At 74.0% G+C, this 17,171-nt stretch carries 15 protein-coding genes and 1 pseudogene; 6 read left to right on the forward strand and 10 right to left on the reverse strand.

What is annotated here, in order from left to right; translation table 11 throughout:
* Positions 1 to 63 precede the first annotated feature (63 nt).
* Positions 64 to 1,107 (forward strand): alpha/beta hydrolase, encoded by a 1,044-nt coding sequence (locus BLT52_RS05010; RefSeq protein WP_090591228.1) that lies wholly within the window; start codon positions 64 to 66, stop codon positions 1,105 to 1,107.
* Positions 1,108 to 1,127: 20 nt separating this feature from the next.
* On the opposite strand, the gene BLT52_RS05015 is transcribed toward BLT52_RS05010, so the two are convergent.
* The 9 genes from BLT52_RS05015 to BLT52_RS05055 all read right to left on the reverse strand — a co-directional run bounded on the left by BLT52_RS05015 (position 1,128) and on the right by BLT52_RS05055 (position 13,493).
* A complete protein-coding gene (locus tag BLT52_RS05015) occupies positions 1,128 to 1,949 on the reverse strand; it encodes a carbohydrate ABC transporter permease (RefSeq protein WP_231946504.1) in 822 nt (273 codons plus the stop codon).
* The gene (locus BLT52_RS05020; RefSeq protein ID WP_090591230.1) at positions 1,946 to 2,878 is read right to left on the reverse strand and encodes a carbohydrate ABC transporter permease; all 933 of its coding nucleotides are present in this window, start codon (positions 2,876 to 2,878) and stop codon (positions 1,946 to 1,948) included. Before BLT52_RS05020 ends, BLT52_RS05015 begins: the two co-directional genes overlap by 4 nt.
* Before the next feature lie 82 nt (positions 2,879 to 2,960).
* A complete protein-coding gene (locus tag BLT52_RS05025) occupies positions 2,961 to 4,283 on the reverse strand; it encodes an ABC transporter substrate-binding protein (RefSeq protein ID WP_197679194.1) in 1,323 nt (440 codons plus the stop codon).
* 154 nt (positions 4,284 to 4,437) lie between these two features.
* Positions 4,438 to 7,218, reverse strand: coding sequence for a family 78 glycoside hydrolase catalytic domain (locus BLT52_RS05030; protein WP_090591235.1), 2,781 nt, complete (start codon positions 7,216 to 7,218; stop codon positions 4,438 to 4,440).
* 250 nt (positions 7,219 to 7,468) lie between these two features.
* A complete protein-coding gene (locus BLT52_RS05035) occupies positions 7,469 to 8,590 on the reverse strand; it encodes a cysteine desulfurase family protein (RefSeq protein ID WP_231946505.1) in 1,122 nt (373 codons plus the stop codon).
* A 280-nt stretch (positions 8,591 to 8,870) separates the two neighbouring features.
* The gene (gene nadC, locus BLT52_RS05040; RefSeq protein WP_197679195.1) at positions 8,871 to 9,716 is read right to left on the reverse strand and encodes a carboxylating nicotinate-nucleotide diphosphorylase; all 846 of its coding nucleotides are present in this window, start codon (positions 9,714 to 9,716) and stop codon (positions 8,871 to 8,873) included.
* Positions 9,713 to 11,467, reverse strand: coding sequence for an L-aspartate oxidase (locus tag BLT52_RS05045; protein WP_231946506.1), 1,755 nt, complete (start codon positions 11,465 to 11,467; stop codon positions 9,713 to 9,715). The genes nadC and BLT52_RS05045 overlap by 4 nt, the downstream gene beginning before the upstream one ends.
* Positions 11,464 to 12,720, reverse strand: coding sequence for a quinolinate synthase NadA (nadA, locus tag BLT52_RS05050; RefSeq protein WP_090591237.1), 1,257 nt, complete (start codon positions 12,718 to 12,720; stop codon positions 11,464 to 11,466). Before nadA ends, BLT52_RS05045 begins: the two co-directional genes overlap by 4 nt.
* The gene (locus tag BLT52_RS05055; RefSeq protein ID WP_157676984.1) at positions 12,717 to 13,493 is read right to left on the reverse strand and encodes an NUDIX hydrolase; all 777 of its coding nucleotides are present in this window, start codon (positions 13,491 to 13,493) and stop codon (positions 12,717 to 12,719) included. The genes nadA and BLT52_RS05055 overlap by 4 nt, the downstream gene beginning before the upstream one ends.
* 481 nt (positions 13,494 to 13,974) lie before the next feature.
* Here BLT52_RS05055 and BLT52_RS21825 point away from each other — a divergent pair.
* Positions 13,975 to 14,391 (forward strand): annotated as a pseudogene (locus BLT52_RS21825) (Y-family DNA polymerase); the annotation flags it as partial.
* 397 nt (positions 14,392 to 14,788) lie between these two features.
* Positions 14,789 to 14,998, forward strand: coding sequence for a DinB/UmuC family translesion DNA polymerase (locus BLT52_RS05070; RefSeq protein WP_090591241.1), 210 nt, complete (start codon positions 14,789 to 14,791; stop codon positions 14,996 to 14,998).
* A 24-nt stretch (positions 14,999 to 15,022) separates the two neighbouring features.
* On the opposite strand, the gene BLT52_RS05075 is transcribed toward BLT52_RS05070, so the two are convergent.
* Positions 15,023 to 15,451, reverse strand: a complete 429-nt coding sequence (locus BLT52_RS05075) for a PPOX class F420-dependent oxidoreductase (RefSeq protein WP_090591243.1) — start codon at positions 15,449 to 15,451, stop codon at positions 15,023 to 15,025.
* A 261-nt stretch (positions 15,452 to 15,712) separates the two neighbouring features.
* Here BLT52_RS05075 and BLT52_RS05080 point away from each other — a divergent pair, with 261 nt between their 5' ends.
* From BLT52_RS05080 to BLT52_RS05090, 3 genes are all read left to right on the forward strand, one after another.
* Positions 15,713 to 16,237 (forward strand): GNAT family N-acetyltransferase, encoded by a 525-nt coding sequence (locus BLT52_RS05080; protein ID WP_172803990.1) that lies wholly within the window; start codon positions 15,713 to 15,715, stop codon positions 16,235 to 16,237.
* A 78-nt stretch (positions 16,238 to 16,315) separates the two neighbouring features.
* Complete coding sequence (locus BLT52_RS05085; protein ID WP_090591245.1) at positions 16,316 to 16,777, forward strand: SRPBCC domain-containing protein; 462 nt, start codon at positions 16,316 to 16,318, stop codon at positions 16,775 to 16,777.
* On the forward strand, positions 16,774 to 17,130 hold the full coding sequence (locus BLT52_RS05090; RefSeq protein ID WP_090591247.1) for an ArsR/SmtB family transcription factor: 357 nt from the start codon (positions 16,774 to 16,776) through the stop codon (positions 17,128 to 17,130). Before BLT52_RS05085 ends, BLT52_RS05090 begins: the two co-directional genes overlap by 4 nt.
* Positions 17,131 to 17,171: the final 41 nt, after the last annotated feature.

Raw genomic sequence — 17,171 nt, forward strand, 5'->3', positions numbered from 1 at the left:
CCGGAGGTGGGCGGCCCGGGAGGACCTGAGGACCCTCGGAGCCGATGTGGTAGGACCATTGCCATGCCGCTGCCGTCGAGACGCCCCGAACCGTCCCGCTCCTTGCGGGAGACGACCGTCGGACGTGCCGTGCTGGCAGCCGGTGCGGTGACCGGTGGGCTGGCCCTGGCCGGCCTCACCGGTGCGGCCGCCCTCCGGCTGGCCTCGCCCCGCGCGATCGCCTGGACGGTCCGGCTGCTGACCCGCGGCGGACGCAGCGAGCACCCCGACGTGCCCGAGCTGAGCCGCCGGGTGGGGATCGAGCTCGACCTGCCGGTGGGCCACCCGGTCTCGCCGCTGGCGCGCATCGACCTGTACCGACCGCAGAGCGGTGGCAGCAACCCCACGGTGGTCTGGTGGCACGGCGGCGGCTTCGTCGGGGGTGACCGGACCAGCGCGCACGACTTCGCGGTGGTGCTGGCCAGCCACGGCTTCACGGTGGTCCTGCCCTCGGTGCTCCAGGCCCCCGAGGCGGCCTACCCGGCCCAGCTGCGCCAGGCCCTGGCCGTGCTGGACCACGTCGTGGAGCACGCCGGTGAGCTGGACGTGGACCCGACGGCGCTGGTGCTGGGGGGTGACTCCTCCGGCGCGACGCTGGCCGCGCAGGTGGTCGCCCTGCACTCCTCGGCCGAGCTCGCCGCCTCGGTCGGGGCCGAGCCGGTGGTCCCGGCCGAGCACCTGCTGGGGCTGGTGCTGTACTGCGGCTTCCTCGACCTGGCCACCGTGGGGGACAGCGGCTTCCCGCTGGTCGACCAGCTGATGTGGGCCTACCTGGGACGCCGTCGCTGGCGGGAGACGCCGGCCCTGGCCGAGGCGTCGCCGATGAGCTGGGTCGGGCCGGGCTGGCCGCAGACCTTCCTCTCCGTCGGTGACGGCGACCCGCTGCGCGGCCAGAGCGTCGCCCTCGCCGAGGCGCTGGAGGCCGAGGGCGTCCCGGTCACCCGCTCCTTCCACGAGGACTCCCGGATGCACCTGCAGCACGAGTTCCAGTTCGCCTACCGCACCGTCGACGGCCGGGCCGAGCTGGACCGGACGCTGGCCTTCCTGGAGCGCGTCGTCCGCCGCTGACCGCGGGCCCTCCGGCCGGGTCAGCCCTTGACCGCGCCGGAGGTCATGCCGGCCACCATCTGGCGGTTGAAGAAGATGAACATGATCAGCGGCGGGATGGTGATCAGCAGGATGTCCATGAACAGCAGGTTGAACTGCTGGGCGAACTGGCCGTTGAAGTTGTAGAGGGTCAGCTGCACCGTCGGGTGGCTGGGCAGGAAGTACAGCGGGTTGACGAAGTCGTTGAAGACGTTGACCGACTGCACCACCACCGCGGTGATGATCACCGGGCGGAGCAGCGGGAACACCACGGTGAAGAAGAGCCGCAGCGGGCCGGCCCCGTCCACGATGGCCGCCTCGTCGAGCTCGCGGGGGATCGAGGCCACGAAGGCGCGGAACAGCAGCACGCAGAAGGACAGCCCGAAGGTGATCTCGATCAGGATCAGCCCCGGCATGGTGCGGAAGAGCCCGAGCCCCTGCAGCACCCAGATGGTGGGCACCACCGCCGGGGGGATGATCAGCCCAGCCATCACGGTCAGGTTCACCAGCCAGTTGATCCGGCTCGGCCGGCGTTGCACCACGAAGGCCACCATGGCGGCCAGGACCACCATCACCGCCACGCTGACCACCGTCAGCACCGTGCTGTTGATGAAGGCGATCAGCAGCATGTAGTCGCGGAACTGGACCACCTCGACCAGGTTCTGCATGAAGAAGATCTCGCTCGGCCAGCTGAACTGCAGCGTGTTCGCCTCGGCCCGGGACTTCATCGCGGTGACCAGGATGAACAGGAAGGGCACCACGAAGACCAGGGAGAAGACCACCAGGGCGACGATGCCGATGACGCGACCCGGTGTCTTGCTCACAGCTCCACCGCCCGCCGGTTGAGGAACCAGGTCAGGGGCAGCACGATCAGGGTGACCAGCAGGAACAGCACCACGTTGCCCGCGGTGGACAGGCCGTAGAAGCCGGCCTGGTACTGCTTGTAGATCACCGAGGCGATCACGTCGGAGGTGAACCCGGGTCCCCCGCGGGTCATCGCCCAGATCAGCTCGAAGGAGCGGAGCCCGCCGATCAGCGAGAGCGTGATCACGGTGGCGGTGGCGGGCCGGGACAGCGGCAGGATGATGTGGCGGAAGCGCTGCCAGGCGGTGGCGCCGTCGACCCGGGCGGCCTCGTGGTACTCCGAGGGGATCGAGACGATGCCGGCGATGAAGATCAGGGTGGCCAGACCGACCCCCTTCCAGACGTCCACGAAGGCGATCGAGAGCAGGGCCAGCCTCGGGTCCACCAGCCAGCCGGGACCCTCGATCCCGACCGCGGCGAGCGTCGTGTTGATCACCCCCATGGTCGGGTTCATCAGCACGGTGAAGGTCAGACCGACGCCCACGGTGCTGACCAGGACCGGGAAGAAGACGATCGAGCGCAGCAGGCCACGGGCCAGGATCGGGGCGGTGAGCAGGACCGCGAGCAGCAGCCCCAGCACCACCTTCGAGCCCGAGGTGACCACCGCGTAGACCAGGGTGTTGGTCAGCCCCCGGACCAGGGCGGGCTCGGCGAAGAACCGGGCGAAGTTCGCCATCCCGATGAACTCCCAGTCGAACAGCGTCCACCGCGTCAGGCTGAAGAAGAACGCGGCCACGGTCGGCACCCCGAAGAGGACCACGAAGAGGACGGCGGAGGGGATGTGGAACCACAGCGGGTAGGCGTGCTTCTGGTACAGCGCGCCGTGACCTCGGGTCGCGGTGGTCTGGCGGCGGCGCATCAGCGCCCTGGTGGTGGCAAGGCTCGTCATCGAGCTCCTCCTGGACGGCCCCGGCGGGGGCACCTGCGGGGGGTGGGGGAGCAGGGGCGGCCTCGGCCGCCCCTGCCCGTGGTCACCAGCCCGGCAGCCCCAGCTGCTCGGCCTGCTTCTGGACGTCCTCGTCGTAGAGCACGGCGCCGTCCTCGGCCGAGCGGATCCCCGAGCCCACCTCGACGGTGATCTGCTCCAGGGCCGGGCCCTTCACCGGTGAGGCGAACTCCAGGGCCGGGGTGACGTTGCCCTCGTCGAAGAAGGGGATCAGGTCCTGGACGGCCCGCGGGACGTCGGTGGGCAGCTCGCAGGCCGTCACCGCGAACGGACCACCGGGGGCGGCGGCCTCGGCCTGGGCCCGGCAGCCCTCCTCGCTGGCGACGAAGGCGACGAACGCCTTGGCGGCCTCCAGCTCCGCCCCCTCGGTCGTGGTGGGGATGTAGACCGCGTTGGGAGCCCAGACGGTGGCCCCGTACTTGGCCGGGTCGTCCCCGGGGAGGGCGAAGAAGCCGACGTCGTCGATCCGGTCGGGCTGGGCGGCGGCGATGTTGGAGACCGCGTCGGTCAGCATCGGGTAGTGCACGCCCTCGCCCTCGGCGAGCTTCTGCAGGCCCTGGGCGAAGCTGGTGGAGGCGAAGTCGCTGTTCAGGTAGTCCGCCTCGTACACCTCCTGCATGTGCTGGAACCCCCGCACCGCCGGCTCCTCGGAGTACTTGGCGCGGTTGGCGGTGTAGTCCTCGGCGAAGCTCGGGGACTCCGCGGCCACGTTGTGGAAGTCGCCCAGCACGAACAGCTGGGAGGTCCAGGTCTCCTGGTAGGACTGGATCACCGGGTCGATCCCCGCGGCCTTGATCTCGGCGTTGTTGGCCATGAACTCGTCCCAGGACGTCGGCACCTCGAGCCCGAGCTCCTCGTAGATCCTGGCGTTGTAGAGCACCCCACCGGAGCGGAACGTCCCGATCGGGGCCCCGTAGACGTCCTCGCCGGCGGTCACGACCTCGGTGAAGGTCGGGTCGAGCCCGTCGATGAAGGGCTCGTCGGTCAGCGGGACCAGGTTCTGCTGGGGGTTGATGGCCTGGAACAGGGAGCCGGAGTTGTAGCCGAAGACCTCCGGCATGTCGCCGGTGGCCAGTCGGGTCTTGACGATGTTGTCGCCCTCGCCGCCACCGGGGCGGGTCTCGACCTGGACGGCGATGTCGGGGTTCTGGGCGGTGAACCCCTCGATCAGGCCGTCCGCGATGAGCATGTCCACCTCCTCGTTCCCGGTCAGGAACGTGATGGTGGTGCTGGCCGTCCCGCCACCTCCGTCCGCGGAACCCAGGTCGCCGGCCTGGCAGGCGCTGAGGGCCAGGGCCCCGGTCGCCAGCAGCGCCAGGGCCGTGGCGGGGGCTCGTCGTGCACGCATGGACTTCATGGTTCCTCCAATGACTTCGTCGTCATCGAGCCTGAAACGATTCAGGGCACTTGGCCTCATCGTTGGTGATCGAGGTGCTCCCGTCAAGGGTCTGGGACGGATGCCGACGCCGTGCACGCGGTCGCGAGCCGGCGCCGAGGCCCCCTCAGGCAGCCAGCAGCCGCTCGAGGTCGGCCCGGATCCGAGGGCCGCCGTGGTGGCGCAGGGACGTGGCCAGCAGGTCGGGGACGGCCGTGACCGGCTCGTCGAGGAAGGGCGCCAGCCTGGTGGCCACCATCGGCTCGTCGACCCCGACCGTCCGCGTCAGGGCGATGACCTCCTCCCAGCGACGGGTGTCGTCGACCAGCTCCCGGACGGTCCGCGGTGTGGCGGCCGCGGCGACGGGGTCGGCGACGTCCCACTCGTGACGGCCGTGGCCGACCTCGGTGCCTCCCGCCTCCCCGGGCAGGTCGACGACCGCGGTGCTGCCGACCGGCACGGTGGCGCTGACCCGCAGCCGGCCGCCCTCGCGCCGCCAGGAGACCTCCGCGGTGCCGTAGGGCGTGCGGTGACGGGCCGAGGCGCTGGTGAGCGCCGCGTACGGGCGGGGCGCGATCCGGATCCGCCGGTAGCCCGGGGCGTCGGGGGCGAGGCCGGCGACGGTGCGGTGCATCCAGTCCGCGACCGCGCCGAGGGCGTAGTGGTTGAACGAGGTCATCTGGCCGGGGTTGATGGTGCCGTCGGGCAGCATCGAGTCCCAGCGCTCCCAGACGGTCGTGGCGCCCATGGTCACCGGGTAGAGCCAGGAGGGGCACCCGGTCTGGAGCAGCAGCCGGTAGGCGACGTCCAGCTCGCCCACCGAGGTCAGCGCGTCGGTCATCAGCGGGGTGCCGACGAAACCGGTGGAGATCCGGAAGCCCGACGAGCGCACCAGGTCGGCCAGCCGGCGTCCGGCGGCGGTGCGCTGCTCCGGCTCGGGCAGCAGGGCCCACTCCAGCGCGAGGGCGTAGCCGGTGGGGGAGTCGCTCATCACCCTCCCGTTCCGGGTCACGTACTCGTCGGCGAAGGCGCGGCGGGCCCGGGCGGCCAGGTCGTCGTACCGGGCGGCGAGGTCCTGCTGGCCCACCACCGCGGCCGCCAGACCCACGATCTCGGCGGAGCGGACCAGGTGCGCGGTGGCCACCAGGTCGGCGTCGACCTGGGCGGCGGCGGGGTCGTCCGGCGGGGCCGTGGGGTCCAGCCAGTCGCCGAACTGGAACCCCCGGCGCCAGACCAGGTCGTCGTCGGCGAGCTCGACCTCGTGGTCGACCCAGGCGCGCATGCTGGGCAGCTGCCGCTCCAGGATCCCGACGTCACCCAGCCGCTGGTAGAGCACCCAGGGGACGATGGCGGCGGCGTCGCCCCAGGCCGCGGCCGAGCGGGGCCGGTCCCGCAGCACGTCGGGCACCACGAAGGGGACCGAGCCGTCCTCACCCTGCTCGGCCTCCAGGTCGGCCAGCCACGAGGTGAGGAAGCCGCCGCAGCCGAAGAGGAAGGTGGCGGTCGGGGCGAAGACCTGGATGTCCCCGGTCCACCCGAGCCGCTCGTCGCGCTGCGGGCAGTCGGTGCGGACGTCGACGAAGTTGCCCCGCTGACCCCAGACCACGTTCTCGTGCAGCCGGTCCAGCAGCTCGGAGGAGGAGGAGAACCATCCGGTCCGGGGGAGGTCGGAGCTGATCACGACGGCCTCCAGGTCCTCGGCGCGGAGCGACTCGACCCCGCTCACCTCGACGTAGCGGAACCCGTGGAAGGTGAAGGTGGGCTCGCACACCTCCTCCCCGCCGGAGAGCAGCCAGGTGTCGGTCTGCTGGGCCGAGCGCAGCGGCCGCACCCCCAGCTCGCCGTGCTCCAGCACCTCGGCGTGCCGCAGCACCACCTCCTGGCCGGGACGTCCGTCCCGCACCCGTAGCCGCACCCAGCCCACGACGTTCTGGCCGAAGTCGACCAGCGTGGCCCCGCCGGGGGAGGTGGTGACCGAGACGGCCGGCAGCCGGTCCACCACCCGCACCGGCGGTCCGTCGGCGGCGACCAGCCGGCCGAGGTCCCCGGGCACCGTCTCGACCGGGGCGTCGAAGACCGGGGCGGGCGCCGCCAGGTCGGTGCGCTGGCCGTCGTAGAGGTCGTCGGCCAGGATGCCGGAGCTCCCGGCACGCCAGTGCTCGTGGGTGGGCAGCACCGTGGTGGTGCCGTCGGCGGTGGTGATCTCCAGCTGGGCCAGCAGGGCCAGCCGGTCCCCCCAGAAGGAGTGCTCGCCGGCCGAGCCGAGACGTCCGCGGTACCAGCCGTTGCCCAGGGCGACGGTGAGGTCGTTGGCCCCGCCGCGCACGGCCGCCGTCACGTCGTGGGTGCGGTACCGCAGCCGGTGGTCGTAGCTGGTCCAGCCGGGGGCGAGCACCTCGTCCCCGACCGGGGTCCCGTTCAGCTCGGCCTGCAGCAGACCGTGCGCGGTCACGTGCAGCCGGGCCCGGACCACCTCGCCCTCGACGTCCACCGTGCCGCGGAGCACCGGGGCCGGCGTCCCCCGCTCCCCGAGCCCGACCGGGCTGACGAAGGTGGCCTGCCAGTCCTCCGGGGACAGCAGCCCCGCCTCGACCTGCACCGGCTCGCTCCAGCCGCTCCACCCCGAGCCACCCTCGACCCGGACCCGGAGCGTCACCGCCTCGCGGGAGACGAGCGGGGTGGAGGGCCAGGGCACCAGCACCCGCTCCTCGGAGTCGACCACGGCACGCGACGTCGCGCCGCCGCGGTCCAGCTCGACCTCGTAGCGCTGCTGGGCCCAGCCCTCGGGGGCTTCCGGCACGATCCAGGACAGCCGTGGACGGGGGGTGCCGAGGCCGAGCAACGGGCGGTCGGGGTGGACGGGGTGGTGCTCGACGCGCAGGTCGGTGGGTGCCACGGAGACGGGCATCTGACAACTCCCTCGGTGTCATGGACGGCCGCGACCCGGTCGGGACCACGAGGACCCGACGGGACGCTGAATCGTTTCAGGCCATCCTGGTGCGGTTCTCCGGGCCCGTCAAGGTGCTGCCGCCCCTCGGATCAGGGGCTCGTCCGCCCTGACCGGCGCGGGACGGACCGAGCCGCAGCTGACCGCGGAACGGGCGCAGCGTGTGCACCCCTGCGGCGAGTCCGCAGCAGGAGTGCACTCGGGAGCGGGCTCAGCTCCTCGGGACCACGACCTCGGCGAGGGTGTCGGCGGCGGCGGCCAGCTCGGCGTCGGTGGTGCCGGGACCGAAGGTGAAGCGGACGGCGGTCTGGGCGGTGTCGGCGTCCAGACCCATCGCGGTCAGTACGTGCGAGGGCTCGCTGCTGCCGGCGGCGCAGGCCGAGCCGGAGGAGCAGACCACGCCGCGGGCGTCCAGGTCGACCAGCACCGACTCACCAGAGGTCCCGGGCAGCACGAAGGAGGCGTGCCCGGGGAGGCGTCGGGTCGGGTGACCGGTGAGCCGGGCCCCGGGGACCGAGGCCAGCACCCGGTCCACGAACGCGTCGCGCCGGGTGGCGGTGGCGGCGGCCGCGTCGGGGTCGACGAGCTCCAGCGCCCGGGCCAGCCCGACCGCGGCGGCGACGTCCTCGGTGCCGGACCGCAGGCCGCGCTGCTGACCCCCGCCGTGCACCAGCGGCTCCAGCCGGAGGCGGCGCTGCACCCACAGCGCCCCGACCCCCTTCGGTGTCCCCAGCTTGTGACCGGAGACGGTCAGCGCCTGCACGCCCAGGGCTGTGACGTCGAGGCGGGCCCACGGCGCGGCCTGCACGGCGTCGGTGTGGAAGGGCACGCGGTGCTCGGCGCAGAGCGCGGCCAGCTCGGCCACCGGCTGCACCGTACCCACCTCGTTGTTGGCCAGCTGGACGCTGACCAGGGTGGTGCCGGGGCGCAGCGCGGCGGCCAGGACCTCCGGCTGCACGGTGCCGTCGGCGTCCACCGGGAGCTCCTCGACCTCGAACCCGAGCCGGCCCAGCCAGGCCGCGGACTCCAGCACGGCCGGGTGCTCGACCGCCGAGACCAGCACGTGCCGGTCCCGGGGGTCGGCCAGGGCGATGCCCTTGACCGCCAGGTTGTCGGCCTCGGTGCCGCCGGAGGTCAGCACGATCTCACCGGGACGGGCACCCAGCGCGCGGGCGATCCGGGCCCGGGCGTCGTCCAGGCCGCGACGGGCGGTCGCGCCGACCTCGTGGTGGCTCGCCGGGTTGCCGAAGTCGCGGGTCAGCCAGGGCCACATGGCCTCCAACACCTCGCGGCGGACCGCGGACGTCGCCGCCTCGTCGAGGTAGGTCACCACCGGGCCGGCTCCTGTCGCGTGGTCCCCCGCGCTGTGCCGACGAGCCGGCCACGACCGGTGACGATCCAGCACCGATGTCCGTGCCGGATCGTCACCGCTCCCGCGACCGAGCCGGGCGGGACCGGGCGACCCGCTGCGCTCCCGGTGGACCGCCACCAGGACGGCTCGTCCGCGCCCGACGCCGCCCGGGCAGTGGTGCCCGCTCCGGCGTCAGTCGTGCACCGACGTCGGTGCAGAAGTGACGCCCCTGTCGTGATCGGGGACGTCGCCACCGGCCCGCTCACCGGCCGACCACCACGTCGAGCCCCAGGTCCAGCGCCCGGACGCTGTGGGTCAGCGCACCGACGGAGATGATGTCGACCCCGGTGGCCGCCACCTCGGCCACGGTGTCCAGGGTGATCCCGCCGCTGGCCTCGACCAGGGCCCGTCCAGCCACCCGCTCCACCCCGGTGCGGAGGTCCTCGAGGGTGAAGTTGTCCAGCATCACGGTGTCGGGCTCGGCGGCCAGCACGGCGTCGAGCTGGTCCAGGGAGTCCACCTCGACCTCGATGTGCATGGTGTGCGGCAGCCGCTCCCGGGCCGAGCGCAGGGCGGCGGTGATGTCCTCGACCACGGCCAGGTGGTTGTCCTTGGCCATCACCGCGTCGGACAGGGTGGAGCGGTGGTTGTGCCCGCCCCCGGCGCGCACCGCGTGCCGCTCCAGCGCCCGCAGCCCCGGCGTGGTCTTGCGGGTGTCGACCACCCGGGCCCCGGTGCCGGCGACGGCCTCGACGTAGCGGGCGGTCAGGGTGGCGATGCCGCTCATCCGCTGGACGAGGTTGAGCCCGACCCGCTCCCCGCGCAGCACCGAGCGGGCCGGCCCCTGCACGCGGGCCAGCACCTCCCCGGCGGCGAAGCGACTGCCGTCGGCGACCAGCACCTCCACCTCGACCCGCTCGTCCAGCAGGGTCAGGGCGCAGGAGAACACCGCGCCCCCGGCCATCACCCCGGGTTCCCGGGCCACCAGGACGGCGTCGGCCAGGGTGGCGGCCGGCACCAGGGTCTCGCTGGTCACGTCGCCGTAGGGGGCGTCCTCGGCCAGGGCCATCCGCACCACGGCCTCGACGGCCGTCCGGTCGAGCATCATCGGGGGCTCCTCGCGACCGGTGCCGGGCGGAACCGGTCCGCCAGCCCGACGGTCGGCTCCGAGGCGGGACGCCGTCGGGCTGGGTGACCGCCTCTGCCGGCCGGTGCCTCGTCCAGCACCAGGCTGCGGTGCACGGCCTGGGTCGAGTCGGGGCTGGGGAAGTCGCGGCGGTGGTGGCTGCCGCGGGACTCGGTGCGGGCCGTGGCGGCGGCGACCAGGGCGCGTCCGACCAGCACCAGGTTGGCGTCCTCGGCGCTCTTGGCGTCGGTGGCCTCCGGGCTGCGCCAGCCGGCCAGCACGTCGGCCGCCTCCTCCAGCCCAGCCCGGTCGCGCACCAGCCCGGCGGAGCGCCAGAGCAGCTGCTGCAGGTCGGCCCGGGTGGGGAGGACGGCGTCGGGTCGCTCGGTCACGGTGAACGGGGCGGGCTCGGCCCAGCCCGCGTCCCAGGGCTCAGCCGGGGCGCCGTCGCGGAGACCGCGGACGGCCCGGGTGGCGAAAACCGCCCCCTCCAGCAGGGAGTTCGAGGCCAGCCGGTTCGCTCCGTGCAGCCCGGTGCAGGCCACCTCCCCGACGGCCAGCAGCCCCGGCAGCGACGTGCGCCCCCACCCGTCGGTGCGGACCCCGCCCATGGCGTAGTGCGCGGCCGGGGTCACCGGGATCGGCTCGCGACCCCAGTCGAACCCCAGTCGGCGGCAGGCGGCGTCGATGGTCGGGAACCGTCGGGCCAGGAACGCCGAACCCAGCGCCGTCGCGTCGAGCACCACCGGACGTCCGGGGTGGCGGGCCATCTGGGTGGCGATGCCACGGGCCACCACGTCACGCGGGGCGAGCTCGGCGTCGGGGTGGACGTCGGTCATGAACCGGTACCCGTCGGCGTCGCGCAGCACCGCCCCCTCGCCGCGCACCGCCTCCGAGACCAGGAAGCTGCCGGGGGCGTCGAGGGAGGTGGGGTGGAACTGGTACATCTCCAGGTCCGAGACCACCGCCCCGGCCCGCAGCGCCAGGGCGACGCCGTCCGCGGTGGCCACCGCGGGGTTGGTCGTGAAGGGGTAGAGCTGCCCGGCGCCACCGGTGGCCAGCAGCACGGCGTCCGCTCGCAGCTCCTCGCCGTCGAGCAGCCGGACGCCGACCACGACGCCGTCCTCGACCAGCAGGTCGCCCACCGTGGTGCGGGCGCGCACGACCACCGGTGACGCCGTCAGCCGGGCCAGCAGGGCGGAGACGATGGCCGCGCCGGTGGCGTCGCCGCCGGCGTGCAGGATCCGCGCCGCCGAGTGGGCCGCCTCGAGCCCGTGCGCCAGACCGGCCCAGGGGTCGTGCACCGCCCCGTCGCCCGGTCGGAGCGCCGCGGGAGCAGCGGTGCCCTCCGTCCCGCGCTCGGCGCCGTCGCCCGGCCCGGAGGCCGCGGCACCGGTGAAGTGGCCGGCCGAGCCGAGCCGGTCGAAGCCGACGCCGCGCCCGAGCATGGCCAGCACGGCGTCCGGACCCTCCCCGCACAGCACCTCGACGGCCCCGACGTCGCTCAGCCCGGCCCCGGCCACCAGGGTGTCCCGGACGTGGGCGGCGACCGAGTCCTCGGCCGTGTGCACCACCGCGATGCCGCCCTGGGCGTAGCGGGTGTTGCTCTGGTCGAGGTCGGCCTTGGTCAGGAGGGTCACCCGGTGGCTGGTCGCGGCCTCGAGCGCGGCGGTCAGCCCGGCCACGCCGCTCCCCACCACGACCAGGTGGGGACGCCGGTCCACGGCGCTCACCGGGGCAGCGCCGCGAGCATGCGCTCCAGCGCCACCCGGGCCTCGGCGGCGACGCCGGCGTCGACCACGATCTCGTTGCGGACCTCGCCGGCCACCAGGCCGTCCAGCACCCAGGCCAGGTAGCCCGGGTGGATGCGGTACATGGTCGAGCAGGGGCAGATCACCGGGTCCAGGCAGAAGATGGTCCGGTCCGGGTGCTCGGCGGCCAGCCGGTTCACCAGGTTGACCTCGGTGCCGATGGCGATCACGTCCCCCGGTGAGCTGGCGGCGACGAACTTCTGGATGAAGTCGGTGGAGCCGGCGGCGTCCGCGGCGTCGACCACCGGCATCGGGCACTCCGGGTGCACGACCACCTTGACGCCCGGGTGCTCGCGTCGGGCACGCTCGATCTGGGCCACGCTGAAGCGGCGGTGCACCGAGCAAAAGCCGTGCCACAGGATCACCGCGGCGTCCTGCAGAGCCTGCTCGCTGTTCCCGCCGAGGAACCGGGCCGGGTCCCACATCGGCATCCGGTCCAGCCCGATCCCCATCGCCTTGGCGGTGTTGCGACCCAGGTGCTGGTCGGGGAAGAACAGCACCCGCTGCCCGCGCTCGAAGGCCCACTCCAGCACGGTGGCGGCGTTGGAGGAGGTGCAGACGATCCCGCCGTGCCGCCCGCAGAACGCCTTGAGGGCGGCGGAGGAGTTCATGTAGGTCACCGGCACCACCGGCTGGCGGCCGTCGGCGTCGGGCTCGGTGCCGAGCAGGTCGGTGAGCTCCTCCCAGGCCGCCTCGACCGACTCCTCGTCGGCCATGTCGGCCATCGAGCAGCCGGCGGCCAGGTTGGGCAGCACCACGTGCTGGTCCGGCCCGGACAGGATGTCGGCGGTCTCGGCCATGAAGTGCACCCCGCAGAAGACGATGGCCTCCGCGTCCGGGCGGGTCAGTGCCGCGTTGGCCAGCTGGAACGAGTCGCCCACGAAGTCGGCGTGCTGGACGACCTCGTCGCGCTGGTAGAAGTGCCCGAGCACCACCAGCCGGTCGCCGAGGGTCTCCTTGGCCGCGCGGATCCGGGCGTGCAGCTCGGCCTCGTCCATCCGCTGGTAGGCAGCGGGCAGCTGGTCGGGGCGCACCACCGGCTCGGGGAGGGTGTCGCGCTCGGAGGCGCCGGGGCCGTAGCCCGGGGTGAGGTCGAAGACCCAGGGGCCGGCAGCGAGGTCGGCGTCGCAGCTGGCCTCCGGGTCGGCGGCGATCACGGTCTGGACGGAGGTCATGCGCACTCCTCGGTGTCGGGCTCGGTGGGGCTGGTCGGATCGGCCGGTGCGGTGACCCGGGAGGGGTCGGCCGAGGGGATGGCCACGACGCGCCGGTACAGCGCGGGGGGCCGGTGGCTGGTGCCGGTGAGGTGCCGGCCGGTGGGGGCGACGGCCTGGCTGGCCAGCACCTGGCGCCGGAAGTTCGCCGGGTCGAGCGGGCGCTGGAGCACGGCCTCGTGCACCTCGCGCAGCGCGGCCAGGGTGAACTCGTCGGTGAGGAAGGCGTAGGCGATCGGGGAGTACCCGATCTTGGCCCGCAGCCGGGCGAGGGCGTAGCGCAGCACCGTGCCGTGGTCGAAGGCCAGCGGTTCCGGCTGGTCGCCGTCGGGGCGTCCGACCACGTCGTCGGCCACCCGCCACTCCACGTTGTCGCCGTCGACCGCGCGGGCCGCCTCGTCCGGGCGGATGATCGCCCAGTAGACGACCGAGACCACCCGCTCCGACGAGCCCGGGCCGTCCCCGCAGGCCGAGCGGTCGACGGCGCCGAAGGCGTAGAGCTGCTCGAGGTAGTGCGGGTCCAGGCCGGTGGTGCGCTCCAGCGTCCGGCGGGCGGAGGTGGCCAGGTCGTCCTCCGGCTGCAGCGGTCCGCCCGGCAGCGCCCACTGACCGCGGTAGGGCTCGCGGATCCGCCGCACCAGCGGCAGCCACAGCGTCGGGCGTCCGGTGGTGGGGTGCGGGCGCAGCGCGAAGATGACGGTCGAGACCGCCAGCACCACCCGCTGCTCCGACACGCGCCCTCCTTAAGGTCTCACTGACTCTAAGCCTTACCTGAACTGTAGCACCTTCTGGTCTGGCTGACCTTTACCGGTTCCCGACCGACCCCCTGGCCGTGGTGGTGGCGACTCGCCCTGAGGCGTCGTCTCGCGGACGTCCGTGGCGACATCTCGCGGCCACCGGCCGACAGGCGTCGTCTCGGGGACGGACGTGGCGACGTCCTCGGCCGTGGCCACCCTCTCGCCAGGAGCAGCTCCTCGTGCCGTCCCGGCACCGGGCTCACCGCCCGACCCCTGTCCCAGGTGGTCGAGGTGGCGACTCGCCACGAGATGTCGTCTCGCGGACGTCCGTGGCGACGCATGGCGGCCACTGGCCACTCGTCGCCGCCTCGGGGCGCGGTGCGCGTCCGGGAAGGGTGGTAGGGACGGGTGGCCGGCGGGGTGGGGGAGGTGTGGAATCGAACACGGGTGCGACGATGGGGCGGTGAGGGGTCCGCTGGTGCACGTCGACGCCGACTGCTTCTTCGTCTCCGTCGCCATCCGGCACCGGCCCTGGCTGGCCGGTCGGCCCGTCGTGGTCGGCGACCCGGTGGTCGCCTGCACCAGCTACCCGGCCCGGGCGGCCGGCGTGCGGGCCGGCACGAGCCTGCACGAGGCCCGGCGCAGCTGCCCGGAGGTGCTCGTGCTCCCGATCCCCACCGGGGAGGTCGAGGAGGTCAGCGACCAGCTGTTCCGGGTGCTCGACGAGCTGGTCCCCGCGGTGGAGCCCGGCTCGATGGAGGAGGCCTTCCTGGACACCTCGGCGCTGTCCTGGCCCGCGGCCGAGGCGCTCGCCCGCTACCTGCGCCGACGGGTGCGCGAGGAGCTGGGGATCGGGGTCACCGCCGGGATCGGGCGGACGAAGCTGATGGCCAAGACCGCCTCCCGGGCCGCCAAGCCCGACGGGCTCGGCGTGATCACCCCCGAGCAGGAGGACGGGGTCCGGCGGAGCACCCTGCTGCGCGACCTCTGGGGCGTGGGGGAGCGGACGTCCTCGCGGCTGGAGGGGGTCGGCGTCACCACCCTGCCCGAGCTGGACCGGCTTCCCCCGCGCCAGCTGCACGACCTCTGCGGCACCACCATGGCCCGGCGGCTGCGGCAGATGGCCGACGGCACCGACGACGCGGTCGTGCGCGGCGTCCGGGCCCGTCGCACGCTGACCGCGGAGACCTCGACCGCCGGCTGGGGACGTCCGGACCGCTCACCCCCGGAGCTGGCCGACGTCGTGGTCGAGCGGGTGGCCCACCGGGCGGTCGAGGCGCGGCTGCTGGCCGGTGTCGTGGCGGTGCTGCTGCGCCCCGCCGAGGGCCCCCCAGCTGGTCCGCCGGGCCCGGCTGCCCGAGCCGACCGCGCAGCAGGCGGTGCTGCGGTCGGTGGTGGCCGAGCTGCTCGAGCGCTCCGAGGTCCCCCCGCTGGAGGCCCTGGCGGTCACCCTGTCCGATCTCGTCCCGGCCGACCGCGAGCAGCAGGCCACCCTGTTCTGAGCGGCCCGCACGACCGGCGCCAGGTCAGTGGGCGGAGCCGTACACGTGCTCGGCGGTCACGCTCAGGAGCTGGCGCCGCTCGGCCACCTGGGCCCGGCGGAACTCGTCCCAGTCGGGGTGCTCCCCGGCCACGCGGCGGTAGTACTCCACCAGACCGGCCACCGCCTCGTCCCCGGGGTCGGTGGCCACCGGACCCAGCACGGCCCGCCCGTCCAGGACGGCGTAGCTCCAGAAGTCCTCGGTGGTCACGTGCAGGGAGACCCGGGGGTCGCGGGAGGCGTTGCGGGTCTTGGCCCGGTCGGCGGTGACCGAGATGGTGGCGGTGGAGGTCGCGGCGTCCCAGTGGTGCATCACGTTCGACAGCTGCGGTCGGCCGTCGCGTCGCAGGGTGACGAGCACCGAGCGACGCTGCGCGTCGAAGAGGGCCAGCAGCCGGGGGTCGAGTTCGCTCATGGCAGCAGAACCCGGTTCGCCGCCCCGGCATTCCGCCGCCGGCGCCCGGCCCGCTGCGCCGCCCGGGGTCCCCCACCCCGGTGCGTCGTCCCGCCCGGGGTCCCTTGCGTCGTAAGGTGTCCCCACGGGGGGGTCGGCCGAGGCCGACGACACGGGCGCCAGCAGGTCGGCTGGCACCCGCCGCACCCGCGGCGCGTCAGCGCCACCCGGCCCGCGTCCTCCCCCGGGTCGCCGGGCCTGCGGACGAACGAGAGCACGTGCATGACCGAGACACCCACCGCCACCAGCGCCGGAGGCGGACGGGGCCTGCCCCTCGGCCGGATCCACTCGGTGGCCGGCGAGATCACCCTGGTCCGGGCCCGCCGCGAGCACCTCTGCGGGCTGGTCCGGCTGCTGGCCGACGACGAGATCGGCGCCACCCGCGAGGGGTCGGGCACCGAGGACGTCTACCTCACCGCCTTCGAGGCGGTCGACGCCGACCCGCACCAGGTGCTGGTGGTGGGGCTGGTCGCCGAGGAGCCGGTCACGATGCTGCAGATCTCCTTCATCCCGGGGCTGTCGCGGCGCGGCGCGCTGCGGGCCCAGCTCGAGGGCATCCGGGTGGCCGAGCCGCTGCGGGGCACCGGTGTGGGCACGGCGATGATGCAGTGGGCGATCGAGTACTGCCGGGACCGGGGGGCGGCGGTCGTGCAGCTGAGCACCGACCGCCGGCGCGGCGAGGCGCACCAGTTCTACTTCCGCTTCGGCTTCGTCGACTCCCACCTGGGCCTCAAGCTCCAGCTCTGACTCCTGCAACTCGTACGTTGCGCGCACGTGGTCGATGTGCAACTCTGGGGATGCAGATACGGACCCCGAGGAGACGACGTGACGTACGACGAGGTGCTGGACCAGATCGAGCGCGAGGTGCACATCGGTGCCCCCGCCGAGGTGGTGTGGGAACTGGTCTCCCAGCCCGGCTGGTGGATCAACGACGGGGCGGTGGTGCCGCACCGGGTGGAGGAGCGCGAGGACCACGTGGTGGTGCACGACCCCACCCACGGCGCCTTCGCCATCCGCACGGTGACGTCCGTGCCGCCGCGACACGTGGCCTACCGCTGGCTGGGAGACGACGACGGCCAGGGGTCGACACTGGTCGAGCTCTGGATCGCCGACGTGGGCGACGGGGTGGTGCTCAAGGTGGTCGAGTCCGGGTTCGCGTCCCTACCGGGGACCCTGGAGCAGCGCCGCCGCCTCCGCCAGGACAACGCCGAGGGCTGGGACACCGAGCTGGCCGCCGCCCTGGCCCACTGCGCGCCGACCGCCGCCTTCGGGGCCTCCGGCTCGTGAGCGACGGGCTCACCACGGTCCTCGCCGCCCTCGCCGACGACACCCGCTGGGCCATCCTGACCCGGCTGGGACGTTCGCCCGCCTCCGCCTCGGCGCTGGCCGGGGAGCTGCCGGTCAGCCGGCAGGCGGTGGCCAAGCACCTGGAGGTGCTGCGCGGCGCCGGGCTGGTGGAGTCCCGGCGGGTGGGGCGCGAGGTGGTGCACTCCTGCGTCGGGAACCGTCTCAGCGCGGCGGCCCACGAGCTGGAGCTGGTGGCCCGCGACTGGGACGCCCGGCTGGACCGGCTCCGCTCCCGGGCCGAGGACGTCGCGGCGCGGGCGGCCGATCCCGGTCCCGACCCGGACGGCACCTAGGCCGTCCGGCTCCGCGGCGGCCCGGCTGGACCCCGGTGCCG

Source organism: Auraticoccus monumenti, from assembly GCF_900101785.1.
Classification (GTDB): domain Bacteria; phylum Actinomycetota; class Actinomycetes; order Propionibacteriales; family Propionibacteriaceae; genus Auraticoccus; species Auraticoccus monumenti.